General features: G+C 62.5%; 20 protein-coding genes and 1 riboswitch. Of the genes, 6 read left to right on the top strand and 14 right to left on the bottom strand.

Annotation, left to right across the window (positions count from 1 at the left end; genetic code table 11):
• Nucleotides 1-4: 4 nt before the first annotated feature.
• Nucleotides 5-415, top strand: a complete 411-nt coding sequence (locus AC244Q_RS33235; protein ID WP_128407582.1) for a VOC family protein — start codon at nt 5-7, stop codon at nt 413-415.
• 97 nt (nt 416-512) lie between these two features.
• Here AC244Q_RS33235 and atzF read toward each other — a convergent pair whose 3' ends face one another.
• The 8 genes from atzF to AC244Q_RS33195 all read right to left on the bottom strand — a co-directional run bounded on the left by atzF (nt 513) and on the right by AC244Q_RS33195 (nt 11441).
• Nucleotides 513-2318, bottom strand: coding sequence for an allophanate hydrolase (gene atzF, locus AC244Q_RS33230; protein WP_128407583.1), 1806 nt, complete (start codon nt 2316-2318; stop codon nt 513-515).
• A 1-nt stretch (nt 2319) separates the two neighbouring features.
• Nucleotides 2320-5859 carry an urea carboxylase gene (gene uca, locus AC244Q_RS33225; protein WP_128407584.1) on the bottom strand — a complete coding sequence of 1180 codons (3540 nt, stop codon included), beginning with the start codon at nt 5857-5859 and terminating at the stop codon, nt 2320-2322.
• Between the two features lie 3 nt (nt 5860-5862).
• The gene (locus AC244Q_RS33220) at nt 5863-6513 is read right to left on the bottom strand and encodes an urea amidolyase associated protein UAAP2 (RefSeq protein WP_128407585.1); all 651 of its coding nucleotides are present in this window, start codon (nt 6511-6513) and stop codon (nt 5863-5865) included.
• A gap of 12 nt (nt 6514-6525) precedes the next feature.
• Nucleotides 6526-7347 carry an urea amidolyase associated protein UAAP1 gene (locus tag AC244Q_RS33215; RefSeq protein ID WP_128407586.1) on the bottom strand — a complete coding sequence of 274 codons (822 nt, stop codon included), beginning with the start codon at nt 7345-7347 and terminating at the stop codon, nt 6526-6528.
• Nucleotides 7344-8174: an ABC transporter ATP-binding protein gene (locus AC244Q_RS33210; protein ID WP_012760009.1), complete on the bottom strand. Its 831-nt coding sequence runs from the start codon at nt 8172-8174 to the stop codon at nt 7344-7346. The genes AC244Q_RS33215 and AC244Q_RS33210 overlap by 4 nt, the downstream gene beginning before the upstream one ends.
• Nucleotides 8171-8989 carry an ABC transporter permease gene (locus AC244Q_RS33205; protein WP_128407587.1) on the bottom strand — a complete coding sequence of 273 codons (819 nt, stop codon included), beginning with the start codon at nt 8987-8989 and terminating at the stop codon, nt 8171-8173. Before AC244Q_RS33205 ends, AC244Q_RS33210 begins: the two co-directional genes overlap by 4 nt.
• 66 nt (nt 8990-9055) lie before the next feature.
• Nucleotides 9056-10129, bottom strand: a complete 1074-nt coding sequence (locus tag AC244Q_RS33200) for a putative urea ABC transporter substrate-binding protein (protein ID WP_128407588.1) — start codon at nt 10127-10129, stop codon at nt 9056-9058.
• Nucleotides 10130-10203: 74 nt separating this feature from the next.
• A riboswitch (guanidine-I (ykkC/yxkD leader) is annotated at nt 10204-10312 on the bottom strand.
• 211 nt (nt 10313-10523) lie between these two features.
• Nucleotides 10524-11441, bottom strand: a complete 918-nt coding sequence (locus AC244Q_RS33195) for a helix-turn-helix domain-containing protein (protein ID WP_012760012.1) — start codon at nt 11439-11441, stop codon at nt 10524-10526.
• 86 nt (nt 11442-11527) lie between these two features.
• On the opposite strand from AC244Q_RS33195, the gene AC244Q_RS33190 reads away from it, so the two are divergent.
• The 5 genes from AC244Q_RS33190 (at nt 11528) to AC244Q_RS33170 (ending at nt 17728) form a co-directional block, all read left to right on the top strand.
• Entirely contained in the window at nt 11528-12802 is a 1275-nt protein-coding gene (locus AC244Q_RS33190) for an extracellular solute-binding protein (RefSeq protein WP_017997227.1), read from the top strand.
• 82 nt (nt 12803-12884) lie between these two features.
• Complete coding sequence (locus AC244Q_RS33185) at nt 12885-13745, top strand: carbohydrate ABC transporter permease (RefSeq protein WP_012760014.1); 861 nt, start codon at nt 12885-12887, stop codon at nt 13743-13745.
• The gene (locus tag AC244Q_RS33180; protein WP_012760015.1) at nt 13742-14578 is read left to right on the top strand and encodes a carbohydrate ABC transporter permease; all 837 of its coding nucleotides are present in this window, start codon (nt 13742-13744) and stop codon (nt 14576-14578) included. Before AC244Q_RS33185 ends, AC244Q_RS33180 begins: the two co-directional genes overlap by 4 nt.
• Nucleotides 14579-14602: 24 nt before the next feature.
• Nucleotides 14603-15685 (top strand): ABC transporter ATP-binding protein, encoded by a 1083-nt coding sequence (locus AC244Q_RS33175; protein WP_012760016.1) that lies wholly within the window; start codon nt 14603-14605, stop codon nt 15683-15685.
• A gap of 39 nt (nt 15686-15724) precedes the next feature.
• Nucleotides 15725-17728 carry an aldo/keto reductase gene (locus tag AC244Q_RS33170; RefSeq protein WP_128407589.1) on the top strand — a complete coding sequence of 668 codons (2004 nt, stop codon included), beginning with the start codon at nt 15725-15727 and terminating at the stop codon, nt 17726-17728.
• A gap of 42 nt (nt 17729-17770) precedes the next feature.
• Here AC244Q_RS33170 and cydX read toward each other — a convergent pair whose 3' ends face one another.
• The 6 genes from cydX to AC244Q_RS33140 form a co-directional block, all read right to left on the bottom strand.
• Nucleotides 17771-17893 (bottom strand): cytochrome bd-I oxidase subunit CydX, encoded by a 123-nt coding sequence (gene cydX / locus AC244Q_RS33165; protein ID WP_012760018.1) that lies wholly within the window; start codon nt 17891-17893, stop codon nt 17771-17773.
• A 13-nt stretch (nt 17894-17906) separates the two neighbouring features.
• Nucleotides 17907-19061: a cytochrome d ubiquinol oxidase subunit II gene (gene cydB / locus AC244Q_RS33160; RefSeq protein WP_012760019.1), complete on the bottom strand. Its 1155-nt coding sequence runs from the start codon at nt 19059-19061 to the stop codon at nt 17907-17909.
• A 6-nt stretch (nt 19062-19067) separates the two neighbouring features.
• Entirely contained in the window at nt 19068-20648 is a 1581-nt protein-coding gene (locus tag AC244Q_RS33155) for a cytochrome ubiquinol oxidase subunit I (protein WP_128407590.1), read from the bottom strand.
• Nucleotides 20649-20723: 75 nt separating this feature from the next.
• The gene (locus tag AC244Q_RS33150) at nt 20724-22415 is read right to left on the bottom strand and encodes an amino acid ABC transporter ATP-binding/permease protein (RefSeq protein ID WP_012760021.1); all 1692 of its coding nucleotides are present in this window, start codon (nt 22413-22415) and stop codon (nt 20724-20726) included.
• The gene (cydD, locus tag AC244Q_RS33145) at nt 22412-24157 is read right to left on the bottom strand and encodes a thiol reductant ABC exporter subunit CydD (protein WP_012760022.1); all 1746 of its coding nucleotides are present in this window, start codon (nt 24155-24157) and stop codon (nt 22412-22414) included. Before cydD ends, AC244Q_RS33150 begins: the two co-directional genes overlap by 4 nt.
• A gap of 4 nt (nt 24158-24161) precedes the next feature.
• On the bottom strand, nt 24162-24740 hold the full coding sequence (locus tag AC244Q_RS33140) for a GbsR/MarR family transcriptional regulator (protein WP_012760023.1): 579 nt from the start codon (nt 24738-24740) through the stop codon (nt 24162-24164).
• Nucleotides 24741-25214 lie beyond the last annotated feature (474 nt).

Genomic DNA, 25214 nt, shown 5'->3' with positions numbered 1-25214 from the left:
TCCGATGCTGAAATCCTTCGAGCATGTCGGCATGACGGTCGGCGACATGGACCGCACCGTCGATTTCTACTGTGGCCTGCTCGGCCTCAGCCTCGTGCTGCGCAAGACGATGGCGAATGGCATGCAGGTCGCGTTCCTCGATGCAGGCGGCGGCATGCTGGAGGTCTTTGCGCCGCCCGGCGGCGCGTCGAGAGCGGTCGACGTGCCTGAAGATACGGCCGGCGTCCGGCACCTCACCTTCTATTTCGACAATGTCGACGAGGCCTTCGCCCGCCTTGAACAGGCGGGCGTCGAGATCAAGGAGCCGCCGCGCTTCGCCGTCCACTCCGAGATGCTGAACAAGATCGCCTTCGTTCGCGATCCCGACGGCATCATCGTCGAGCTTGCCGAACGCTCTCAGAGCCGCCAGGGCTGACACAGGTGCTGCCGATCGCTTCGCTGCGGGCGGTCAGACCGTCCCGCAGCAGATCGATCAGGCGCCAGACGAGTTTTGCCGCCATGTTAGGCTCTCCTCAGCTCGCCAGCTTGGCGCTAATATAGTTGCGCCAGCCGCCAAGAGCGGTGATTTCCTCGGCACCTTTCACCGCATGCGCCTCGCAGACGAAGCCGGAGACGCTGGAACCGTCTTCGAGCGTCAGCTTACCGATGCCGAGGGGTGCCGGAATCTTCTGGACGAACCTGCCGAAAGCATCGGCCGGCAGTGCCCAGACCTCGACCTCCAGCCCCTGACCCTTGTGGCCGGGCTCGCGCAGCAGCCCCGGTTTCGGCGGCGTGGTATTGGGTAAGACGAAGAGGCGATAATCGCCGGCCGTGCGGCAGGTCCTGACCAGACGCCCGCCAGAGCCTGCCAGTTCGTGATTGAGCGGCATGCCGGTCAGATGCGCACCGACGACCGCAATTTCGATAAAACCGTCATCGCCGGGCACAACACGGCTTGCTTCGGGGATCGCAGCCTGCCGGTCGATGCCCATGCCGGAGCTTGCTGCGCGGTGCAGCGCGTCGGCAAGTGGTGCCAGCGCATCGTCGGTGAAGGCAGGTGCGATGACGGTAACGCCGCCCGGCAGGCCACCTTTTCCGAAGCCGGCCGGAACGGCGATCGCCGCGCAATCGAGCAGGTTGACGAAATTGGTGTAGCGACCGAGGCGGCCGTTGAGCACGACGGGATTGGCCAGCATGTCGGCGACCGTGTAGGTAGTCGGCGCCGTCGGCAGCAGAAGCACGTCGGCCTTTTCCCATTCGGCCTCGGTCTTGCGGCGCAGTTCCTCGAGCCGGTATCGGCCGTTGAAAGCCTCGACCGCGGTCTTGCCCTTGGCACCCTCGATAATCCCTCTGACCGTCGGGTCGAAATCGGCCGCGTTCGTGGCGAGGAAGGTCTCGACCGCCGCCAGACGCTCGGCAACCCATGGCCCGTCGTAGAGGAGGGCGGCGGCCTCGCGGAATGGCGCGTAATCGAAAGGCACGATGGTCGCACCGAGCGCTTTGGCGCGTTCGATCGCCTGGTCGTAGAGCGCCTCCACCTCCTTGTCGCCGAAGAACTCCCGCTCGGCGTCGGTCAGGACGCCGATACGCAAGCCCGATACCGGCAGGTTCGCCGGCTTGGGGCGACGGGAGAAAGGATCGGCATCGTCGAAACCCTCGGCGACCTTGCGGATCGTAACACCGTCGCCGACGGTCGCGGCAAAGATTGTGATGCAGTCGACGCTCTTGCAGGCGGGCACGGCGCCGGTATTCGGCAGAAGGCCCGGCGTTGGCTTGATGCCGACCAGATTGTTGAAGGCAGCCGGCACCCGGCCCGAGCCCGCCGTATCGGTGCCGAGTGCGAAGGCCGCGAGGCCGGAAGCAACCGTGACAGATGATCCGGAGCTCGAGCCACCGGAGATATAGCCCGCATCGAAGACCGAACGCGGCGCGCCATAGGGCGAGCGCGTGCCGTTGAGGCCGGTCGCGAACTGGTCGAGATTGGTCTTGCCGATGATGATGGCGCCGGCTGCCTTCAGCCGCGCAACGACGGTAGCGTCCGCTTCCGGCCGATATTCGTATGCCGGGCAGGCGGCCGTCGTCGGCAGGCCGGCGGCATCGATATTGTCCTTGACCGCGAAGGGCACGCCCCAGAGCGGCAGGCTGTTTGCCTCAGGCGCCCGCGCCATCAAGGCTTTGGCGGCGGCCCGCAGCTCCTCGTCGGGCACCGCCGTGATGAAGATCGCCGGATCTTTCGAGGCGGCGCGGCGGGCGATCACCTCTTCGATGGCGTCGAGCGGCGTCAGGCCGGATTGATAGGCGGCGCGAAGGCTTGAGAGATCGAGGATGGTCGGCAGCATGTCAGCATTCCTCCAGAACGACGATGATATCGCCGGCTTTGACGTTTCTTCCCGGCCCGGCGCGCAGGTCGCGGACGCGGCCTGCCGCATGGGCGGTGACGTTGATTTCCATCTTCATCGATTCGATGATGGCGAGTGTATCGCCGGCCGCAACCGAGGCACCCGGCTCGACCAGCAATTTCCAGATATTGCCGGGTACGGCGCTGGCAACACCGAAGCAGCCGTCGGGAATATCCCCATCCGGACTTTCGCCTGTGCCTTCATCGGTGACGAAGCTGTCGAGCCCGGCTTCCTTCCAGCGTTGGCGCTCAGTATCGAAGGCGGCCTGCTGGGTTGCCTTGAAACGGCCGATCGACGCCGAATTCGCCTGCAATTCCTTCTCATAGGCAGCATAGGAGAATTCCGTCTCCTCGATCCGAATCGGATAGCCGCCATGCGGGAAGGCGGCGCGCGCCTCCGTCAATTCCTGATTGCTAACAGGGAAGAACCGGATCTGATCGAAGAAGTTCAGCAGCCAGGGCTTGCCCCTGGCGAAGGCCGGTGTCTCCCGCCATGTGTTCCAGACCTGGATGGTGCGGCCGAAGAGCTGGTAGCCGCCCGGTCCTTCCATGCCGTAAATGCACATATAGGCGCCGCCGATGCCGACGGCATTTTCCGGCGTCCAGGTGCGGGCGGGATTATACTTCGTCGTCACGAGGCGGTGGCGCGGATCGGTCGGGGTCGCAACCGGCGCACCGAGATAGACGTCGCCGAGACCGAGCACCAGGTAGCTGGCATCAAAGACGATATCGCGGACGGCCTGTTCGTCGGGAAGGCCGTTGATACGGCGGATGAACTCGATATTCGACGGGCACCAGGGTGCGTTCGGGCGCACGAGTTCCTGATATTTGCGCATCGCAAGCTCCGCATCCGGATCGTTCCAGGAAAGCGGCAGATGCACGATGCGGCTCGGCACCGTGACCTCCTGCGCTGCCGGAAGCGTCGCCTCAATCTCGGAGAGCAGCCCCAGCAGACGCCGACGCGTCAGCTGCGTGCCGTCATAATGGATCTGCAGCGAGCGGATGCCGGGGGTGAGGTCAACGACGCCGGGAAGGTGGGCCTCGATGACCGCCTGCATCAGCAGGTGCACCCGTAGCCGCAGCGCGATATCGAGCGTCATCGGCCCATATTCGACGAGCAGATTGTCGTCGCCCTGGCGGCGATAGACGACAGAAACCGGGCCATCCTCGCTGATGCCGAGGATCGGCGAACCTGCTTCTTCCGAGGGCCGCCGCGCCGCCGGGCCAGCGATCGGGTCTTCCGGCCGTACTACTGCATGAAAACGGATGCGGTCGCCGGGCTTGAACTGGCCCATCTTCCATTGCTCGTCGCGGGTAATCACCGCCGGGCAAACGAAGCCGCCAAGGCTCGGACCGTCGGGGCCGAGAATGATCGGCATATCGCCGGTGAAATCGATCGCCCCGATCGCATAGGCATTATCGTGCAGGTTGGAGGGGTGCAGTCCCGCCTCACCGCCGTCGCTACGTGCCCAAACCGGGGCGGGACCGATGAGGCGAACGCCGGTGCGGGCGCTGTTGAAATGGACCTCGTAGGCGGTCGAAAACAGCGTCTCGATATCCCCATCCTGAAAGAAATCGGGAGCCCCGTGCGGGCCATAGACGACGCCGACATCCCATTCGCGCGTCAAGACGGCTGCCTCCGTCGCTGGTCTCACCGGTTCAGCCGGTACTTGGCGGGCAAAGTGCAGCACATGCCCTGTCTTCAGGGTGCCGGTGGCGTTGCCGCCGAATTGGCCAAGGCCGAAGGTCGCGCGCGAGCCGAGCACAACGGGAGCGGCAAAACCACCGGCGACCGCGAGGTAGGCGCGCTGCCCCGGTCCTTCGATCGCACCGATCGACAGAACCTGACCGGCACGGATCAATACCGGGGTGTCATGCGGCAATCTTGCGCCGTCGCATGTCATAGGCATCCGGGCGCCGGCAAGCGCGATCGTCTGGTCGGCATAAAACCGCAATGTCGGACCGGAAACGGTCAGTTCCAGCGCAGCCGTCACATCGTCATTGCCGACCAGCCGGTTGGCATGGCGGAAGGAGCGCTCGTCCATCGGCCCGCTCGGCGGCACGCCGACATGCCAGAGGCCGAGCCGGCCCGGCAGTTCCTGGATGCTCGACTGGGCGCCGGGCGCGAGAACCTCGACGACATCGGGAACGAAGGCGAAGTCGCGTAGAGCCGTCGTTGCCACCTTGGCGCTGGCCAGCAATTCGGAAGCGGCGATCGTTCTCAAATAATCGAGATTGGTCTCGATGCCTGATATCGACGTTTCGGCGAGCGCTGTCTTCAGCTTCTCGATCGCCGCCGGCCGGTCTTCCGCCGCCACGATCAGCTTGGCAAGCATCGGGTCATAGAAGGGCGTGACCTCGGTTCCCGTCTCGATCCAGCCGTCGACACGGGCGCTTTCCGGAAAAATGACCTCGGTCAAAAGGCCAGCGCTCGGTCGGAAATCGGCATGCGGCATCTCGGCATAGATACGCATCTCGATCGCCGCACCCTTCGGCGTCAGGGCCTTAGCACCCGAGAGCACGTCCTCGCCGGCCGCCTGCCGGATCATCCATTCGACGAGATCGATACCGAAGACGGCTTCCGTGACGGGATGCTCGACCTGAAGGCGGGTATTGACCTCGAGGAAATAGAATTCCTCGCGCTGGGGATCATAGATGAATTCGACGGTGCCGGCCGATTCATAGGACACCGAGCCTCCCAAGTCGACCGCCGCCTTGTGCAGCCGCGCCCGTATCTCCGCGGAAAGGCCAGGAGCAGGCGTCTCCTCGACGACCTTCTGGTTCCGCCGCTGCAGCGAGCAGTCGCGTTCGCCGAGCGCGATCACGCGGCCCTTGCCGTCGCCGAAGATCTGCACCTCGACATGGCGCGCTTCGGCAACGAATCGCTCGATGTAGACGCGCGCATCCCCGAAGCTGGCGCGCGCGGTCCGCTGCACGCTTTCGAAGGAAGCCTTGAGGCCGGCGGCATCGGCGCAGAGCTGCATGCCGATGCCGCCGCCGCCCGCTGTGCTTTTCAGCATGACGGGATAACCGACGGTCTCGGCAGCCGAAAGCGCCTCGTCGATACTCTGCAAGAGATCGGTTCCGGGCAGCAGCGGCACGCCGCTCGCCTTCGCCAATTCGCGCGCCGTATGCTTCAGGCCGAAGGCCGACAGATGCTCCGGGCGCGGGCCGATGAAGACGATACCTTCGGCGGCGAGCCGCTCGGCAAAACCGATATTCTCCGAGAGGAAGCCGTAGCCTGGGTGCACGGCCTTAGCGCCCGTCGCCTTGCAGGCGGCAATGACGGCATCGACGTCAAGATAGCTTTCGGCAGCAGGCGCCGGGCCGAGGCGGACGGCCTCATCAGCGGTCAGGGCCGGCTTCGAGAACCGGTCGGCATCGGAATAGACGGCAACTGAGGCAATTCCCATCCTCTTCAATGTGCGGATGACGCGGACGGCGATTTCGCCGCGATTGGCGATAAGGACTTTGGTGAACATCGATCAGTCCTCGCCATCCCAGATCAGCACCCGGATCGGCGTCGGATCGAAACCGTTGCAGGGATTGTTGATCTGCGGGCAGTTGGAGATGACGCAGAGCACGTCCATGTCAGCCACCAGCTCGACATAGTCGCCGGGCGCGGAGATGCCGTCGACGATGGTCATCTCGCCGTTCGGCTTGATCGGCACGTTCATGAAGAAATTGATGTTCGGCACGATGTCGCGCTTGCTCATGCCGTGTTTTGTCACCTCGAGCACGAAATTGTCGCGGCAGGCATGCAGGTATTTGGTGCCGTGGCCGAAGCGCACGGTGTTGCTCTCGCAGGAGCAGGCGCCGGCTGATGTATCGTGGCGGCCGCAGCTGTCGGCCGTCATGACAAGCATGACGTTGCCCTCGTTCGAGATGATCTTCGTGCCGGTGCCGATATAGGCGCCACCTTGCGCCCGCATCGTATCCTGGTTGGAATAACGCTCGGCAAAATCATCGGCGCGATAAAACAGCGTGTCGATTGCCTGTTGGCCGTAGCTGTCCTCGATGCGGATGGTCTGGCCCTTGCGCACGATGCCGGACCACGGCGCTTCGGCCGGGATGAAATGATCCTGCACGGCGTTTTCGAGGCTGCGCGAAGCTGAAGTCTTGATGAAATCGGTCATCGTCATCCTCCCTCAGGCCAGCATCGAGGCGTTGTTCTCGAAGCCGCGAAGGGCTTCGGCGGTCGCCGTTCGCGAGAGGTCGTCGACTGCGGGTGCGGGCGCGCGAAAGCGCGTGACGATCACCGGCTTCGGCGCATAGACCGGGTCGGGATCGAGCGGATGCGGGCAATTGGAAAGGCCGACGATCATGTCCATCTCGGCGCGCAGCTCGGCATAATCGCCGCTGTTGGAGAGTTTGCCGCGCCAGTGGAAGCCACCGTCATCGTCGACGCGGACCGGGGCGAAGAGATTGAGAATCCCAGGGATGTCGCGCCTGGTGAAACCAAGCTTGCCTGCGACGAGCACGAGATTGTCGCGGGTGTTGCGGGTCTTGACGCCGGGATACTTTGCGGCGTTCGAAGCTGCGGTCGAGCCGCCCATCAGGCAGTCGTGGGCGCCGGAGCTATCCTCGATCAGCGAAAACATCACCCGGCCCATGTCTGAGAAGATGACGCGGCCCTTGCCGAGGGCGGTCGTCCACTGCACCTTGACCGTATCGACGAGATTGAGCCGTTCGCTCGTGTCAGCGGCGTTCCAGGCGACGAGCGCCACGGTCGATCCGCCTTCGCCCTGATCGATGCGGAGAGCCTCGCCGCGCTTCAGCGCGCTCGACCAGTGCCAGCCGCCGGGGATGGTTTCCTGATGGATGATTGCAGCCGCATCGATTGCGGGGGCCGGCAGAGGGCTCGGCGCCGGAAAGGCCTTCGGCGCAAATTCCAGCCCCTTCTTCTGATGTTCCTCGTAACGCTGCCGGTTGGCAGCGATCTCCTCGGGCGAACGTCTGACATGCATCATGGTTTTTCTCCTGACGGACTGGAAGCCGGGTCGTCCCGGCGAAGGCCCAGAGAAATGACCGGGCCGTCCCGGTCGGGGCTGAAGATGGAGGGCGCGCCGGCAAGCCTCGGCGGCCAGATCGAGATATCCTTGGTGATCGTCGCGCCGTAGCGCTCCTTTTCCTCCGGGCGGTCACGCTTGCGCTCGAAGGCGACGACGCGCGTCGCCAGCGTGAAGGCTTCGCGCATGTCATGTGTCACCATGACGACGGTCATCTGCGTTTCGTGCCAGAGCCGCTTCATCAATGTGTGGATCTCGGCTCGGATGCCGGGATCGAGCGCACCGAAGGGCTCGTCGAGCAGCAGCACCTTCGGCTTCATGATCAGCGCCTGCGCCAAAGCCAGGCGCTGCTGCATGCCGCCTGATAGTTGCGCCGGATATTTGTCCTCGGCGCCGGAAAGGCCGACTTCGGCAATCAGCCGCCGTGCCTCGTCGATGGCGTCGCGACGGGCGGCGCCGAAAAGCTTGGCCTTGTAGCGGGACGTTGAGAGTTCCCGCCCAAGCAGCACGTTGCCGAGCACGGTTAGATGCGGGAAGACGGAATAGCGCTGGAAGACGACGCCGCGATCCGGCCCCGGCTCCTGCGGTAGGGCTTCGCCGTCCAGCAGGATTGTCCCTCGCGTCGGCCGCTCCTGGCCGAGCAGCATGCGCAGGAACGTCGACTTGCCGCAGCCGGACGGGCCGACAAGGGCGACGAAGGCGCGCGAAGCGACGGTCAGCGACACATCCTCAAGCACGATCTGGTCGCCATATTCCTTCCAGACCTTTTCGATCACCAATTCGCTCATGCCTGCTTCTCCAACTCCGACCAGGGGAAGACGGCGATGCGGATGCGATCGAGGATATAATTCATGATCACGGCGAGCAGCGTGATCCAGACGACATAGGGAAAGATGACGTCCATCGAGAGATAGCGGCGGACGAGGAAGATGCGGTAGCCGAGACCGGAATCCGACGAGATCGCTTCGGCGGCGATCAGGAACAGCCAGGCCGGACCGAGCTGAAGCCGGAGGCAGGTGATCAGCCGCGGCAGGATCTGCGGCAGCACGACACGAAGGCCGATTTGCCAGGAGGAACCGCCGAGCGTTTCAGCCTTGACGATCTGTTCGCGTGGCAGCTCCAGTGCCTTCAGCGCAAGATCACGGATCATCGTCGGCGCGACGCCGATGACGATCAGCGCGATCTTGGAGGCTTCACCGAGACCCATGGCAATGAAGAGGACCGGCAGCAGCGCCAGCGGCGGCACCATCGAGATAACGGCGACGAAAGGGGAGAGCAGCGCCCGGAGATAGGGCAGCATGCCGATCAGCATGCCGATGACGAGCGCGGTGATCGTGGAGATGCCAAGGCCGGCAAACAGACGAATCAGGCTCGCCCCGGTATCGGACCAGAGCAGGTATTGGCCGGTGCGCGGATCGGCGATGAAGGCGAGGCGGTCGATCGCATCGGCAAAACCGGCAAGACCGGGCAGCAGCTTGTCGTTGGCGTTTTCCGCCAGCCGTGCTGCCGAGCCGAAAGTATAGGCAACAATCAGCAGCACGAAGGGCAGCAGCGTCAAGGTAAGCTGCGCACCCCGGCTCGGCCTCGTGTTGATCCAGCGCATAGGGGAAAGCTCCGCTGATGAAGGGTGGGCGGTGCGGTCAACTCCGCACCGCTGCTTTGACATGGCTCAGAGCGAACCGTCGGCGGCGGCCTTCATGTAGGTCTCGGTGAAGCGCAGCTTGACGTTCCCGCTGTCGCCGAGGATCTTGCCATCAGGCATTTCGATGCCGATGACGTCGGCCGATGGCGCGCCATTGCCGAGCAAGCCTTTTTCGAACAGGAAGTTGCGGACGAGATCCATTGTCTTCGGCAGGCTGCCCGACGAAGTGAAGGCAACGGCATCGGCCGGCTTGGCAAACAGCTTGGTGGCGGCAAGCTGGGATTCGAAGCCCTTGAGATCGGTGCCCGATGCCTGGCCCATCGCCTCGCGCGCAGCCTTGCCGTCGGCACTGTCAGCAGTCAGAAGTGCTGCGGTTTCATACCAGATGCCGGCGAGCGCCTTGCCGAAATTCGGATTGTCCTTCAGCACGCCTGAATTGGCGACCATCAGGTCGATGATCTCGCCCGGCACCTGCGAGCTGTCGAAGACCTTCTTGGCCGTGGGATCCTCGAGAATGGTCGAGACCAGCGGGTTCCAGGTGACGACCGCGGTCACGTCAGCCGTCTTGTAAGCGGCGACCATATCGGCGTCGGAGGTGTTGACGACTTTCACATCGCGCTCGGTCAGCTTGATGCTCTCGAGCGCGCGGGCGAGCAGGTAGTGCGAGACGGAAAATTCGACGAGATTGACGTTTTGTCCCTTGATGTCGGCAAGGCCCGCCTTGTCCTTGAGGATGACGGCATCATTGCCGTTCGAGAAGTCGCCGACAATTACGGCTGTCGTATCGACGCCGCCGGCGGCCGGGATCGACAGGCCGTCCATGTTGGTCAGCGTCACGGCGTCGAAGGCGCCTGCGGTATACTGGTTCATCGATTCGACGTAGTCGTTGAACTGGGTGACCTCGATCTTGATGCCGTATTTGTCGGCCCACTTCTTGACGATGCCGTGATCAGCAGCATAACCCCAGGGCATCCAGCCGACATAGATCGACCATGCGACCTTGAAGTCGGTCTTCTGTTCGGCCTTGGCGATGGAGCCCAGTCCCAGCGCCAGGGACGCCGTCAGTGCGGTAATCGATAGAATCTTCGAAAAAGTCTGCATTGAAATTCCCCTTTTGCTTTTCTTCAAAAGGGATCGGCAATGACCATCGTGCCGCCAATCCCTTGGCTTACGAGGTCTCCCGGGCTTTTGTCCCGCCGTGCACCCGGCGGGATGTCTCCCCTGCCGGTGGCAGCTCTCGGACCAGCCACGCCTTGCGACGCCGGAACCCTAGCCACCAACTCTGCAACCATCGAAGCAAAGTGCGTGCCAAATTATAAATCATTGATTTTATTGAGAGTGCGATGGCGCCGATTCCCTCGCAGATGCAATAGTGCATGCACTTGCACAGAAAATGTGCATATTCTCCCACCTTAGGCGTTGGTTCTTTTTTGCCCAGTGAAAAACAAGTCGCAGGCAGACGCACACAGATCGCCGAATTGCGGCTGGCCCTGAGCTAGTTCCGGAAAGCCCCGGCCGGGACCGTCGTCACCAGCCGGATATCGCGGCGGAAGTCCGATGGTGACATGCCGGCGATGTGGCGGAAGGATTTGTTGAAGGCGCTGATCGAGCCGAAGCCACTGTCCATCGCCACTTGCAGTACGTTGGCGCCCTCGCTCATCAGCATCGCCTGGGCGCGCGACAGCCGCAGCAGCGTCACATATTTGCTGAGCGTCATGCCGGTCGATCGCTTGAACAGGTTCATCGCATATTTCGGATGCAGGTCGGCGGCGCGGGCGATATCGACCGAATCGATGTCATGCAGGAAATTGGCGGCGATGAAATCACACATGCGCGCGACGCTGCGCGAGGAATGCGGGTGCGGGTGATCACCTTCGAGACTGATGATGGCCTGCGACGTCATCGAATAAGGTTCGAGCGCGATCCGCTCAATGCGCAGCAGCAGCTCGTCGACGGCGTGCTGGGCCTTGGCCGCGTCGCCGGAATTGGCATAGCGGAACCAGCGGGCGAAGTTTTCGTTGTCGGCGGCATCCGTTGCCGAGGTCAGCAGCGTCTCACCCTTCATAAGCCGGCTGGAAACGCTGATCGGCAGGCGCAGCCGAAAGAAATAGACGAGCGGCAGATGGGCGCCGGCATAGAGCGAATCATCTGAGGATTCGTCCATCTGATGCGGCTGACCACCCCAGAAGAGGCACATTTCCCCGGCGTTCAGCCGGAATTCGTGATCGCTCATCCGGTAGTGCACGGTGCCGCGCATCACATAGTTGACTTCGACCTGCGCGTGCCAGTGCGGCATGGCCATTACAGGCGGATGGGCATGAAACATCTGCAGCGCTGTCGGCAAACCCTCGATGCTGCTCGCGCCGGGCTGATAGATTGCACGTGTCCCGACCTTACTTTCCGCCAAATTCATGTTCCCTTTTTAGGAGACACCCGCTCCCTTACAGATAGTCTAACCGCGTTCGTGAAAGATCGGCAATTGAAAAGGGAGGATTTTCAATGCGCTTCAAACTTCTCGCTGCGACCGCAGCTGTCGCAGTGCTTGCTTCCGGCTCCGCATACGCGCAGTCGGCCAATCTTACCATCTGGAGCTGGAATGTCGCCGCGTCGGCGTTGAAGTCCACGCTTCCAGGCTTCAACAAACAGTTTCCCGATATCAAGATCACCGTCGAGGACCTCGGCAACAGCCAGGTCTTCGATAAGACGCTCGCTGCCTGCGCCGCCGGCGGCGACGGTTTGCCCGACATCGTCAGCATCGAGAATTTCGAGGCTGAAATCTTCTGGAGCCGTTTCCCGGATTGCTTCGCCAATCTGAAGGAGCTCGGCTACACAGCCGATATCCAGGCGAAATTCCCTGATTTCAAGCGCACCGAGCTTGAAGTCGGCGATGTCGCCTATGCCATGCCGTGGGATTCCGGTCCTGTCGCCGTCTTCTACCGCCGCGATCTCTACGAAAAGGCCGGCGTCGATCCGAGCACGATCAGCACCTGGGACGATTTCATCGCTGCCGGCAAAAAGATTTCCGCCGCCAATCCCGGTGTCGTCATGGCGCAGGCCGACTTCAACGGCGACAGCGAATGGTTTCGCATGCTCGCCAACGAACAGGGCTGCGGCTACTACTCGACCGACGGCCAGAATATCACCATCAACCAGCCGGCCTGCGTCGCCTCACTGCAAAAGGTGAAGGAGATGAAGGATGCCGGGACGCTGACGTCGGCCAACTGGGACGAAAAGATCCAGGCCAATACCGCCGGCAAGGCCGCAAGCCAGCTTTATGGCGGCTGGTATGAGGGCACCGTGCGCTCGACCTCTCCCGATCTCAAGGGCAAGTGGGGCGTCTACAAAATGCCGAGCCTGACGGCCGATGGCCCGCATGCGGCCAATCTCGGCGGTTCGTCGCTCGCCATTTCGGCGACATCCGCGAATAAGGAAGCCGCCTGGAAATTCGTCAACTACGCCCTCGGCACGGATGAGGGCCAGATCACCATGCTGAAGGAATTCGGTCTGGTCCCGTCGCTGCTTTCGGCTGAGAAGGATCCCTTCGTCAATGAGCCGCAGCCCTATTGGGGCGGCCAGAAGGTCTGGGCGGATATTCTGGCGACACTGCCGAAGATCGTACCGAGCCGCGGCACCGCCTTCCAGAGCGATGCGGAAGCCATCTTCAAGGCGACGCAGACGAAGTTCTTCGCTGGCGGCTATCCCGATGCGAAGGCGGCTCTCGACGATGCCGCCAACCAGATCGCTTCGGCGACCGGCCTTCCGATCGCGCAATGAATGACGATGCCGGGCGCTTCAGGCGCCCGGCTTTCCCCCGGTTGCAAAGCGGCCGGTCATTCGTTCGTGAGGAGGAGGCTTGATGCCGTTCAGAACCCGGAGCGCCTATGCGTTCCTCGCCCCCTATCTGCTGGTCTTTGCCACCTTCTGGGTCTGGCCGATCATCAATTCGTTCCTGATTTCGTTTCAGAACACGCGAATCAATCCGTGGAAATTCAGTTTCCAGGCCAATTGGGGCCGGCTCTTCTATGACCCGGCTTTCTACAACGCTCTCTACAATACGCTGATCATCCTGGTGATCCAGGTGCCTGTGATGATTGCGCTTGCGACGGTCATGGCCGTAATGCTCAATTCGCCGCTGCTAAAAGCGCGGCCGCTCTTCCGCTTCGCCTTCTTTGCGCCTGTCGTCGTCGGCGAGGTCGCCTATGCTGCCGTCTTCCGGCTCATGTTCAGCCTCGATTTCGGCATCATCAACAAGCTGATCTCGGCCGTCGGTCTCAGCCCGGTCTCCTGGTTCGACAACGCCAATGCCGCCATGGCGCTGATCATCCTTGCCGTCACATGGCGCTGGGCGGGCTACAACGCGATCATCATCCTCGCCGGTCTGCAGTCGATTCCCGACGATGTCTACGAGGCAGCGACACTCGACCGGGTGAGCAAGATCCAACAATTCTTTCATATCACCCTGCCGCTTCTGAAACCGATCATCCTCTTTTGCGTGGTTCTTTCGGTGATCGGCACCATGCAGCTGTTCACCGAGCCCTTCCTGATCACCAATCGTGGCGGTCCCGGCGGCGGTACCGAGACGCTCGGCCTGCTGCTTTATCGCCAGGGCTTCACCTCGCTGAACTTCGGCTATGCCTCGGCGATCGCCTATACGATGGCTGCCCTTGCCGTGGCGATCTCGCTTCTCAATCTCTGGGTCGGGAGGGATCCGAAATGAAATCCAGATCGCAATCCCTTCTGCTGCGCCAGATCGCGTTGCATGCCGCACTGGCGCCGCTTGCAATAATCTGGCTGTTTCCGCTCTGGATGATGTTCGTCTTCTCGACCATGCCCGACAACGGCATCTTCAGCCCTGACATCGTGCTCTGGCCATCGACGAATTTCGTCGAGAATTTCAAGAACCTGCAGGCCGATACCGATTTCATCGGTGCGATGGTGATCTCCATCGGCGTCGCGCTCATCTATACGGTCCTGTCGGTCCTGCTGACTTCGATGGCGGGCTGGGCCCTGGCGCGTTACCGTTTCGTCGGCCGCTCCATCGTCATCGCCATCATCCTCGGTACCATCACGCTGCCGTTTTCGGTGGTCGTCATCCCGCAATTCATCATGGTGGCCCGAGAATTCAAGCTGGCAAACACCTGGGTGGCACTGATCGTGCCACCGTTGTTCAATTCGCTCGGCGTTCTGTTCATGCGGCAGTCCTTCTCGATGATGCCGGGCGAGCTTTTCGATGCCGCCCGCGTCGAGGGCGTCAAGGAATGGCAGATCTTCCTGCGCATCGCCCTGCCGCTGGCGCGCCCGACCATGGCCGCACTGGCGATCATCCTCTTCCTCGCCTCCTGGAACAACTACCTCTGGCCGCTGCTGATCAATTCCAAACCGGGAATGATGACGGCGCCTGTGGCGCTCGGAACGCTGATCGGCCTCACCAAGGTCTCCTGGGGCGGCATCATGGCTGGCGCGGTGCTCCTGACGGCGCCGATCCTCGTCATCTTCGTGGCTCTTCAACGCCATTTCATCGCCGGCATCGCGGCCGGCGCAATCAAATAATCGGGCAAATAATCGGGAGGCTGCATGGCAGAGCTTTCACTCAGCAACATCGTCAAGCGCTTCGGCGGCTTTGAGATCATCCACGGCGCCAATCTGGAGGTGAAGGACGGCGAATTCGTCGTCTTCGTCGGCCCGTCCGGCTGCGGCAAGTCCACGCTGCTCAGGATGATCGCCGGCCTCGAGGACATTACGTCAGGCGAGCTTCAGATCGGCGGCAGGGTCGTCAACGACGTCGAGCCCGCCGATCGCGGCATCGCCATGGTCTTCCAGTCCTACGCGCTCTATCCGCACCTGACCGTCGAGGAAAATTTGAGCTTCGGCCTGCGCATGAATGGCAATCCGAAGGGCGACACCGAGCGGCGCGTGCGCCATGTCGCAGAGATACTGCAGATCACCGAGTTGATGAAGCGTCGGCCGAAGCAGCTTTCCGGCGGTCAGCGCCAGCGCGTCGCGATCGGCCGCGCCATCGTCCGCGAACCACAGGTCTTCCTGTTCGACGAACCTTTGTCGAACCTCGACGCCGAACTGCGCGTACAGATGCGCGTCGAGATATCAAGACTGCACAAGAAGCTCGGTACGACGATGATCTACGTCACCCACGACCAGACGGAAGCGATGACGCTCGCCGACAGGATCGTCGTGCTGCGCGCCGGCAATATCGAGCAGATCGGCGCGCCGCTCGACCTATACGATGATCCCGCCAATCAGTTCGTCGCCGGCTTCGTCGGCTCGCCGAAGATGAATTTCCTTAAGGCCGTGGTGGTTGAGACGCAGCCGGGCAGGGCGGTGATCGCGCTGGAAAGCGACGCCAATACCCGCCTGACGCTGCCGGTCGCCGATACCATCGAAGCCGGCGCAAAAGTGACGCTCGGCATCCGTCCCGAACATTTCGTCGATGCGGGCACGGGCGATGCCGACCTCACCGTCACCATCGACGTCGCCGAACACCTCGGCAATACCAGTTACATCTACGCCACCATAGGCCCCGAGCAACTGATCATCGAGCGGCCGGAATCGCGCGTCGTCGGCAATCGCGACACGCTGACAGTCGGCCTTCCCGCCAACCGCTCATTCCTTTTCGACGGCGCCGGCAAGCGGCTTCGCTGAACTAAAATCCCAGGACACAAAGACGAAAGAGGATTTTCCATGACTTCAGATCAACCGATCCGCTGGGGCATCATCGGCCCCGGCACCATCGCCCGCACCTTTGCCGATGGCGTCGCTCATTCGCGCACCGGCAGACTGGTGGCGATCGCCACCCGCAATCCTGCAAAGCCGGGTCTTGCCGAAGGTTTCCCCGGCGCCCGCATCGTCGATGGTTACGAGGCGTTGCTCTCCGATAAGGAGATCGATGCGATCTATATCGCCGTCCCCCACACCGGCCATGCCGAATGGGCGATCAAGGCGGCACGTGCCGGCAAGCACATCCTGGTGGAAAAGCCGATCGCGCTCTCGGCCTACGATGCCGAAGCGGTTTACTACGAGGCGAAAAAAGCCGGCGTCTTCGCCGGGGAAGCCTTCATGTACCGCGTGCATCCGCAGACGGAGAAGCTGGTCGAACTCGTCAAAAGCGGCGTCGTCGGCACCGTTCGCATCATCCGCTCGAGCTTCGGCTTCAACATGGGCAGCTATAAGCCGGAACACCGGCTTTTCGCCAACGACACCGCCGGTGGCGGCATTCTCGATGTCGGCGGTTATCCGGTCTCGATGGCCAGACTGATTGCCGGCGCCGCGGAAGGCAAGGCCTTCCTCGAACCGGAGAAGGTCTCGGGCGTCGCCCATCTCGGAGAGAGCGGTGTCGATGAATGGGCATCGGCCGTCCTCAAGTTCCCCAACGAGATCATCGCCGAAGTCTCCTGCTCGATCATGGCGCAGCAGGACAATGTGCTGCGCATCATCGGCTCGGAAGGCCGGATCGAGGTCCAGGACTTCTGGTTTGCCTCCGGCCACAAGGGCGGTGTCGGCAAGATCGAGATCTTCAAGGGCAGCAGCCGAGAAACCGTCGAACTCAGGGAGGATCGCTGGCTCTATTCCTTCGAGGCGGACGCGGCCGGCGATGCCATCCGCGCCGGCAAGACTGAATTCAGCTCTCCCGGCATGAGCTGGGCGGATTCGATCGGAAACCTGCGTGTGCTCGACCAGTGGCGTGCCTCGGTCGGCCTCGAATACGGCGTGGAAAAAGCCAGCAAACGCACGGCAAACATTGCCGGCGGCGCGATCGCGCGCGGCAATACCGTTCCGCAGCGTCAGATTCCTGGCATTTCCAAGCCCGCCTCGGTCGTTACACTCGGCTTCGAATTCTTCCCGAACTTCGCCTCTGCCTCGCTGACGCTCGACGCCTTTTACGAAGCCGGCGGCAATGCCTTCGACACGGCCTATGTCTATGGCGGCGGCAAGACGGAAGCGATCTTCGGTGACTGGCACACGAGCCGCAAGGTGGCTCGCGAGGAGATCGTGCTGATCGGCAAGGGCGCCCATTCGCCGCTCTGCTATCCTGATATGATCGCAAAGCAGCTCGACCAGTCGCTTGCCCGGCTGAAGACCGACTATGTCGACATCTATTTCATGCATCGCGACAATACCGACGTGCCCGTCGGCGAGTTCGTCGATGCCATGGATGCCGAGGTCAAGCGTGGACGCATCCGTGGCATATTCGGTGGCTCGAACTGGACAAGGGCGCGCTTCGACGAAGCGATCGCCTATGCCGAAAAGACCGGCAAGACGGCGCCGGCAGCGCTTTCCAACAACTTCTCGCTTGCCGAAATGCTCGATCCGATCTGGGCCGGCTGCGTTGCTGCTTCCGACGACGACTGGAAGAAATGGCTGAACGAGAAGCAGATCCCGAACTTTGCCTGGTCGAGCCAGGGCCGCGGCTTCTTTACCGACCGCGCCGGCCGCGACAAACGGGACGATGAGGAGATCGTCCGGGTCTGGTATTCCGAGCGTAATTTCGGACGCAGGGACCGCGCCATCGAGCTTGCCAACAAGCTCGGCCGCAATCCGATCCACATCGCACTTGCCTATGTGATCGCCCAGCCTTTCCCGGTCATTCCGCTGATCGGGCCGCGCACCGTCGCCGAATTGGAAGACAGCCTCTCGGCGCTCGACATCAAGCTGACGCCCGAGCAGGTGAAGTGGCTGGAAGGCTGAAGCAATAGAGAGGGCGCGGTTTGAACCGCGCCCTTTGCTTTTCTACTTAAGTGGCTCGGAAGCTTTTTTCCTGGCTGCGTCGTCCATCAGCTCATACCACATGGCGTTGAGGACGGCGAAGGCTGCGGCCAGCGGCAGGCCGAGGATCCATGCAAAATACCACATCGTTTCGTCTCCCTCAGTAAGCGTGACTGTTCTTGTCGGTGATGGACTTCTCATCGACCTTGCCCCACAGAACCTTGTAGACCCAGGCTGTGTAGGCGAAGATGATCGGCAGGAAGATCGCCGTCACGACCAGCATGATGAACAGCGTCATGTGGCTGGAGGATGCATCCCAGACCGTCAGGCTCGATCGCGGATCGAGCGAGGAGGGCAGGATGAACGGGAACATCGACAGGCCGACCGTCGAAATGATACCGAAGATCGCCACCTTGCTGAAGAGCAGCGTCATGACCTCGCGCCTTGCCCGCACGGCAATGAAGGCCAGTGCCGCGCCGACGAAGCCGAGGACCGGCGCGATGATCATCCACGAATGGGTGGTGTAGTTGGTCAGCCATGCGCCTTTCTCCAGCGCCACGGTCTTCAGCAGCGGATTGGAGGGGCCGATCGGGCTGATATCGCTGGTGATGCGATAACCACCGACGCCGATCCACAGGAAGAGGCCACCGAGTGCGAAAAGCACGATCACGGCAAGGGCGGCGATGCTGCCATAGCTTCTGGCGCGCTCGGCGACCGGGCCACTCGACTTCAACACCAGCCAAGCCGCACCATGCATCGTCAGCATCGATAGGGAAAGCAAGCCACAGAGCAGCGCATAGGGGTTGAGCAGGGCAAAGAACGAGCCCTCGTAGAAGATCCGCATATCGTCGGCAAAGCGGAAGGGTACGCCCTGCAGCACATTGCCGACGGCCACGCCGAAGATCAGCGACGGCACGAAACCGCCGACGAAGAGCGCCCAGTCCCAGCCGCTCCGCCAGCTGGCGCTTTCCCGCTTCGAACGATATTTGAAGCCGACTGGGCGCAGGATGAGCGCGAAGAGGATCGCGAACATCGCCAGATAGAAGCCCGAGAAGGAGACCGCATAAAGCGGCGGCCAGGCGGCGAAGATGGCGCCGCCGCCGAGGATCAGCCAGACCTGGTTGCCCTCCCAGGTGGCGCCGATGGTGTTGATCGCCACGCGCCGTTCCGCATCGGTCCGGGCAACGAAAGGCAGAAGCGTGCCGACGCCGAGATCGAAGCCGCCGGTCGTCGCAAAAGCGATCAGCAGGATGCCGAGCAGCAGCCACCAGATGAGACGCAGGGTTTCATAGTCGATGAGTTCGTGAAGGATCATGGCAGGTCACTCCGCGGCCGGGACGAGGGTTTCGGAAATCAGAATCGCTTCCGGCTCGTCATCCGGCTCCGGTCCTTGCTTGATCGCCTTGATCATCAGGCCCATCTCGATGACAATCAACACGGTATAAAGTGCGCCAAAACCGATGATGGTCAGAAGCACGGTGCCGGCGCCGAGGTTGGAGACGGCTGCTGCCGTCGGCAGCACGCCTTCGATCACCCAGGGCTGGCGGCCGAACTCGGCGACGACCCAGCCGAGCTCGATGGCGACCCAGGGCAGGGGGATCGCCAGCACGGCAATCCTGAGAAGCAGCGGATATTTGTCGAGATGGCGGCGCGCCGACAGCCAGAAGAAGGTGGCGGTCAGCAGGATGAAGAAGATGCCGAGGCCCACCATGATGCGGAAAGACCAGAAGAGCGTCGGCACGTGCGGGATCGTATCACGCGCAGCCTGAACGATCTGCTCGTCGGTCGCCTGGCGCGGATCGTCGACGTAGCGCTTCAGCAGAAGAGCGTAGCCCAGATCATGGCCGAGATCCTCGAAGGAAGTACGCACTTCCTGCGCAACCTGACCCTGTGCCGGTGCCGAACGGATCTGCATCAGCGCGTCGTAAGCCTTGATGCCGTCGCGGATCCGGGTTTCGGCCTGCTGTTCGAGCTTGTCGATGCCGGGGATTTCGGTGGTCAGCGAGCGCGTGCCGATCAGGCCCATGACCCAGGGAATGTGCACGGCAAAATGCGTCTCGCGCGCCTCCTGGTCGGGGAAGCCGAAGGCGGTGAAGGCTGCCGGCGCCGGTTCCGTCTTCCACATACCCTCGATCGCGGCGAGCTTCATCTTCTGGTTCTCGGTGGCGAGATAGCCGCTCTCGTCGCCAAGCACGACGACTGATAGAGCCGAAGCGAGACCGAAGGAGGCGGCGACCGTCATCGAACGCTTGGCAAGCTCGATATGTCGACCCTTGAGGATATACCAGGCAGAAACACCGAGCACGAAGATCGAGGCGCAGACATAGCCCGCCGACACGGTGTGGACGAATTTCGCCTGGGCAACGGGGTTGAAGACCACGTCGAAGAAGCTTGTGATCTCCATGCGCATCGTCTGCGGATTGAGCGCCGATCCCACAGGGTTCTGCATCCAGCCATTGGCAATCAGGATCCAGAGGGCAGAAAAGTTCGAGCCCAGCGCCACCGCCCAGGTGGCGACCAGATGGCCGACCTTTGACAGCTTGTCCCAGCCGAAGAAGAACAGCCCGACGAAGGTCGCCTCGAGGAAAAAGGCCATCAGGCCTTCGATCGCCAACGGCGCGCCGAAGATGTCGCCGACATAATAGCTGTAATAGCTCCAGTTCATGCCGAACTGGAACTCCATGACGATGCCGGTGGCGACGCCGATTACGAAATTGATGCCGAACAACGTGCCCCAGAATTTTGTCATCTGCCGCCAGATCTGGCGGCCAGTCATGACATAGACGGTTTCCATGATCGCCAAGAGCACGGACAGGCCGAGCGTCAAGGGCACGAACAGGAAGTGGTAAAGCGCCGTCAGCGCGAATTGGAAGCGCGAAAGTGCTACGATATCTAGTTCCATTGTCTTCTCCCACGGTCCCACGGGGTACAGGGCGTTCCTCAGCGCCGACCGGCGCGTGAGGGCATGCGGTCTCGCTCAGTCCGGCCGAAGCCGGTCGAGCGCCTTTTCGAACGCCGCCTCTCCGCGGCGAGAAACCTCTGTGATGCGACCGCCTTCGATAATGGCGATGCGGTCTGCGATCGCCGCCTCGCGGCGAATATGCGTGGCGATCACCAGCGAGCGTCCCGGCGCCATTGCCGACAGACGGCAGAGCACGTCGCGGGCGGTGACGCCATCGAGGCCCTCGGTCGGCTCGTCGAGTAGCCAGAGCGGCGTGTCGCGCAGGAAGAGCCGGGCCAGTGCCAGCCGGCGCGATTGGCCGCCGGAAAGGCCGAGCCCGCCTTCGCCGAGCCGCGTATCGAGCCCCCGCGGCATGGCCTCGATATCGGCAAGCAGGCCGGCGGCGGCAAGCGCTTCGCGAAGCCGGGCCTCGCTCGCATCCGTGTTCGCAAGGAGCAGGTTGCCGCGCAGGCTGTCCTCAAAAAGTTCCGTCCGTTGCGTCAGCAGCGTCGCCGTCATCGCGGCAACGTCTCCCGTCCTTGCCGGTAATTCACCGGAAAGCAGAGCAAGCAGGCTCGACTTGCCGGCGCCGCTGCTGCCGATGACGGCGAGGCGTTCGCCCGGTTGAAGCGCGAGATCGATGCCTTGGAGCGCCGGCACGGCGGAGTTTTCATGGAAGGCTGACCCACCAGTCAGCGAAAAAACGCATCCTGGTGACGGCACCGCCAATGGTTCGGGTGTCGCCGCGACGGCAAGCCGCGGCGCGATGCGCCTTGCCGCAAGCAACGTCCGCCCGAGTTCCAGTGCGCCACGGCGGAGCGCTGCGAAGGGTTCGGTCGCGGCGAAGGCGACCAACAGGCCGAATGCGGCGACCGGGGCAGTGATGGTCTTCGTTTCCGCAAGTACGGCAAGGGCAAGCAGCGATCCTGTCAGCAGCAAGGTCGAGACGAGGCCGAAGCCAAATGTCAGGCCGGTCTCGACGCGGTTCAACTGGTCGTCGGCGCGGGCAGAGTAAGCATCGGCCGCAGCGATGGTACCTGTCTGCGCGGCAAGCCGGCCGGCCATCAGCAGATCGGTCTGGCCGGCAACGAGATCGATCGTCCGCGACCGCAACGCCTCGATGCCGTGGGCGCGTCTGCGGGCATGTTTGCTCGCCGCCCGCCCGGCGATGACAGGCAGCCCGAGGCCGGCACCGGCGAGAAAAAGGCCGAAGCACAGGCCGAACAGGGAATGCATCAGCCCCAGCACTACGCTTGCCGCCAGTGCTGCACCGATCGCCACCGCAGCCGGCACGAGGATGCGCAGGTAGAGGGAATCGAGCGCATCGATATCGGCCGTCAGCCGGAAGAGCAGCCGTGCGGGACGATGTGACAGCGCGCGAGCCGCACCCGGTTCGGCAAAGCCACGAAACAGCCTTTCGCGCAGGGCGGCGAGCACGCCGAGCGTTGCGTCATGGGTCGCAAGCCTTTCGCCGTAGCGCGCGGCCGTACGGACAATGGCAAGCAGGCGGATGCCGGCTGAGGGCGCAAAGACGTCGAAGGTGATGACGGCAGCGGCCGAAAGGCCGGCGAGTGAGGTGGCGGTGATGAACCAGCCGGACAGGCCGAGCAGGGCGATGCCGGCGGTTACCGTCGCTGCCGAAAGTGCTGCGCCAAGCAGCAGCGCACGCCGGCGTTCGGCAAGGAACAGATGCAGAATCGGCTTGAGGTCTGCAGCAAATCCGCTCATTCGGCGGCCTCCCTCATAACGATGTCGGCATCGACGCGCATGGTGCGATGCATGCGGGCGGCAAGCAGCGGATCGTGGGTCGCAACAATAAGGGTGCGGCCCCTGGCGAGCAAAAGCAGGCTCTCGGTCACCTCGGCGGCGGTAGTAGCGTCGAGATGTGCGGTCGGCTCGTCGGCCAGGATAATCCGGAGATGCGGATTGCAGGCCGCCCGCGCAATCGCAAGCCGCAGCGCCTCGCCGCCGGAAAGCCCGATCCCGCCTTCGCCGAGCGGCCGGTTGCCATAGGCGGCGGCGACTTTTCCGAGCCTGGCGGCGTCGAGCGCATCCGTCACGTCGTCGCGCAGGATACCAGGCCTGCCGAGTGCGACATTGCCGGCGATGGTGCCGGCAAAAATATGCGGTCGCTGGCCGATCCATGCCATGCTGGCCCGCAAGGCATGGGTGCTGTCATCCACAAGTTCGACGCCGCCGATGATGATGCATCCGCCGGTGCAGGGCGCTAGTCCTGAAATCAGCGAAAGAAGCGTCGACTTGCCGGAACCGCTGGCGCCGAGAAGCGCCAGATGTTCGCCGGCGGTGATATCGAGGTTGAAACCGTCAAGGATCAACGGTTCGCCGGCGTCGTAGCGAAAATCGACATTCTCAAGGCGGATGGACGGCGCTTCGACGACGGCAGATACCGCCGGCGCGACGTCGGCTGCTCCTCGAATGGACAGGCGGCCGGCAGCGAGGGCGTCCAGGGCCTTCAGCGCCGCCTCGCCGGCCGCCCGATCGTGCCAGACAGCGGAGAGTTCGCGCAGGGGCTCGAAGAAGGCCGGTGCGAGCAGCAGGATGAACAGTCCCTCGGTCAGGTCGAGCCGGCCCACCCAAGTGCCGAAGCGAATTTCGCCGAGCAGGCTGAAACCGACATAGACGGCAATCATCGCCACGCCGAGTGCGGCGAAAAGCTCGAGCACCGCCGAGGAGAGAAAGGCGATCTTCAGCACCGCCATGGTGCGCGTACGCAGCGACTCCGCCTCCCGACGCAGCCGTAGCGCCGTTGCATCGACTGCGTCGAGTGCACGGATGGTCGCCAGTCCGCGCAGCTGATCGAGCAGGAAGCCGTTGAGGCCACCGGTGGCGACGAGCTGTTTTTCGCTGGCCGCCTGGGCGCGCCAGCCGATCAGCGCCATGAAGATCGGGATCAGCGGCGCGGCGAACAGCAAAACCAGCGCGGCAATCCAGGAGACCGGAAGGATGAAGGCAAGGATGACGAGCGGCACAAGGCTCGCCTTCATGCGCGCCGGCTGGAATCGGGCGAGGTAGGGCACGATCAGTTCGGCCTGTTCGCCAATGACGCTTGCGGCTTTGCCGGAGGCAGGTCGGCCGCGATCGACCGGCGACGACATGGAAAGTGCCGCGACGGCGATCTGCCGCCTGCGGCTGAGTTCGGCGCGGGCGGCTTGAAAAGCCAGGCGGCCGCCGACTGCGTCGAGACAGCTTCTTGCAAATCCGAGGACGAGGATGCCGAGGGCTGGCCAGAGAACGTCATGCAATCCGCCGCCATCGGCGATGCGGCCGACCGAGACGGCCAGCAACCCGGCCTGCGGGATCCAGACGGCGGCGGCCAGCGACTGCAGCATCGCCGCTCTGCGCAGCCCGCCTTTCGCATCATCTGGGCCGGTGACAGGCGAGACTATATCGCCGTCCGGCAGCGGCTCGGCCTCTTGTCTGTCCTTCGCGTCGAAGAAAGCAGTGCCCATGGCGCTAACTCCTGTTCGCAGGATTCGGCCGGCGGCTGCGGCCGAGCGAAACGACCCGGTCCTTGGCCTCCAGAAGCTTGGTCACTTTCGCGCCGAGCGAGAGTAGCGTTGCAAGCCTTTCTGTTTCAAGTTGTTTTACGTCGTCATACCAATGCGTCAGTTGCTCGATCAGCGTGTGCATCTCGCTCATGCGCTGCTGCGCATGGCGTTCGGCTTCGCTGGCCGGCCGCTGCATCAGGATCTCACGCAAAACCGACAGCGTCGGATCGACTTCACGCTTCTTTCGCTCCTCGGCAAGCGTCCTCAATATCTGCCAGACATCATCAGGCGTGGTGAAGAAGTCGCGGCGATCGTCTGGCTTGTGTTTCAGGATGACGAGGTTCCAGGCCTGCAGTTCGCGCAGGCTCATCGACACATTGGAGCGCGAGATGCCGAGTGACTCGGCGATCTCTTCGGCGCAGACCGGCGCGGGCGAGACGAAGAGCAGGGCATAGATCTGGCCGACCGTGCGGTTGATTCCCCAGCGCGATCCCATTTCGCCGAAATGGAGAACGAAGGACTGAACGAGAGGCGGAAGATTCATGGTCGTTTCCGTTGCGTCTGTGATTTCAGAAATTTCTGAAATCACTATACTGACTTTCGCGTCTCGCCGGCAATCGGCAAGGCAGGCCTGCGTCAATTTGGATGTCCGTTCGTTGATGGTGGGCTAAAGCGCGTCACGTTCAATCGGATTCATGCGACGCGATTTAGTCTTTGTTTTAATGCATGTTGTTATCCCAAAACCGCTGCACATTTTTGGGCGACATGCAGTAGATATAGCCGGGTGCGGCGCAGGCCGATTTGACTTGGATCAAGTCTACAGCACTTGCAGCGATGGCGCAGAATCGCTCGGCAATGCGCGGTGGATGCCGAGCGTTCTGGTTGGATCGTAATGTCTTGGTGGCTTTACTTCCTGATTTCAATTGAAGCCGTAAGCCCGAAGTGGTTATCGAGGCGCACCGCCTTGAGATTGTTCCCACAATGTTTCCGTGATGTACTTTACATATTGCTAAAGTAG

Source organism: Rhizobium sp. CB2179 (assembly GCF_057653455.1).
Note: the sequence above shows the minus strand (reverse complement) of the source record. Positions and strands in the feature narration are given on the sequence as shown.

Excerpts from the sequence above, each read along its gene's own strand:
- cydD (WP_012760022.1), bottom strand. The coding sequence starts at position 24,157 with ATGGGCACTGCTTTCTTCGACGCGAAGGACAGACAAGAGGCCGAGCCG.
- AC244Q_RS33155 (WP_128407590.1), bottom strand. The coding sequence starts at position 20,648 with ATGGAACTAGATATCGTAGCACTTTCGCGCTTCCAATTCGCGCTGACG.
- AC244Q_RS33140 (WP_012760023.1), bottom strand. The coding sequence starts at position 24,740 with ATGAATCTTCCGCCTCTCGTTCAGTCCTTCGTTCTCCATTTCGGCGAA.
- AC244Q_RS33200 (WP_128407588.1), bottom strand. The coding sequence starts at position 10,129 with ATGCAGACTTTTTCGAAGATTCTATCGATTACCGCACTGACGGCGTCC.
- AC244Q_RS33220 (WP_128407585.1), bottom strand. The coding sequence starts at position 6,513 with ATGACCGATTTCATCAAGACTTCAGCTTCGCGCAGCCTCGAAAACGCC.
- AC244Q_RS33210 (WP_012760009.1), bottom strand. The coding sequence starts at position 8,174 with ATGAGCGAATTGGTGATCGAAAAGGTCTGGAAGGAATATGGCGACCAG.
- AC244Q_RS33190 (WP_017997227.1), top strand. The coding sequence starts at position 11,528 with ATGCGCTTCAAACTTCTCGCTGCGACCGCAGCTGTCGCAGTGCTTGCT.
- AC244Q_RS33195 (WP_012760012.1), bottom strand. The coding sequence starts at position 11,441 with ATGAATTTGGCGGAAAGTAAGGTCGGGACACGTGCAATCTATCAGCCC.
- AC244Q_RS33180 (WP_012760015.1), top strand. The coding sequence starts at position 13,742 with ATGAAATCCAGATCGCAATCCCTTCTGCTGCGCCAGATCGCGTTGCAT.
- AC244Q_RS33205 (WP_128407587.1), bottom strand. The coding sequence starts at position 8,989 with ATGCGCTGGATCAACACGAGGCCGAGCCGGGGTGCGCAGCTTACCTTG.
- AC244Q_RS33175 (WP_012760016.1), top strand. The coding sequence starts at position 14,603 with ATGGCAGAGCTTTCACTCAGCAACATCGTCAAGCGCTTCGGCGGCTTT.
- AC244Q_RS33235 (WP_128407582.1), top strand. The coding sequence starts at position 5 with ATGCTGAAATCCTTCGAGCATGTCGGCATGACGGTCGGCGACATGGAC.
- AC244Q_RS33185 (WP_012760014.1), top strand. The coding sequence starts at position 12,885 with ATGCCGTTCAGAACCCGGAGCGCCTATGCGTTCCTCGCCCCCTATCTG.
- AC244Q_RS33215 (WP_128407586.1), bottom strand. The coding sequence starts at position 7,347 with ATGATGCATGTCAGACGTTCGCCCGAGGAGATCGCTGCCAACCGGCAG.
- atzF (WP_128407583.1), bottom strand. The coding sequence starts at position 2,318 with ATGCTGCCGACCATCCTCGATCTCTCAAGCCTTCGCGCCGCCTATCAA.
- uca (WP_128407584.1), bottom strand. The coding sequence starts at position 5,859 with ATGTTCACCAAAGTCCTTATCGCCAATCGCGGCGAAATCGCCGTCCGC.
- AC244Q_RS33150 (WP_012760021.1), bottom strand. The coding sequence starts at position 22,415 with ATGAGCGGATTTGCTGCAGACCTCAAGCCGATTCTGCATCTGTTCCTT.
- AC244Q_RS33170 (WP_128407589.1), top strand. The coding sequence starts at position 15,725 with ATGACTTCAGATCAACCGATCCGCTGGGGCATCATCGGCCCCGGCACC.
- cydX (WP_012760018.1), bottom strand. The coding sequence starts at position 17,893 with ATGTGGTATTTTGCATGGATCCTCGGCCTGCCGCTGGCCGCAGCCTTC.
- cydB (WP_012760019.1), bottom strand. The coding sequence starts at position 19,061 with ATGATCCTTCACGAACTCATCGACTATGAAACCCTGCGTCTCATCTGG.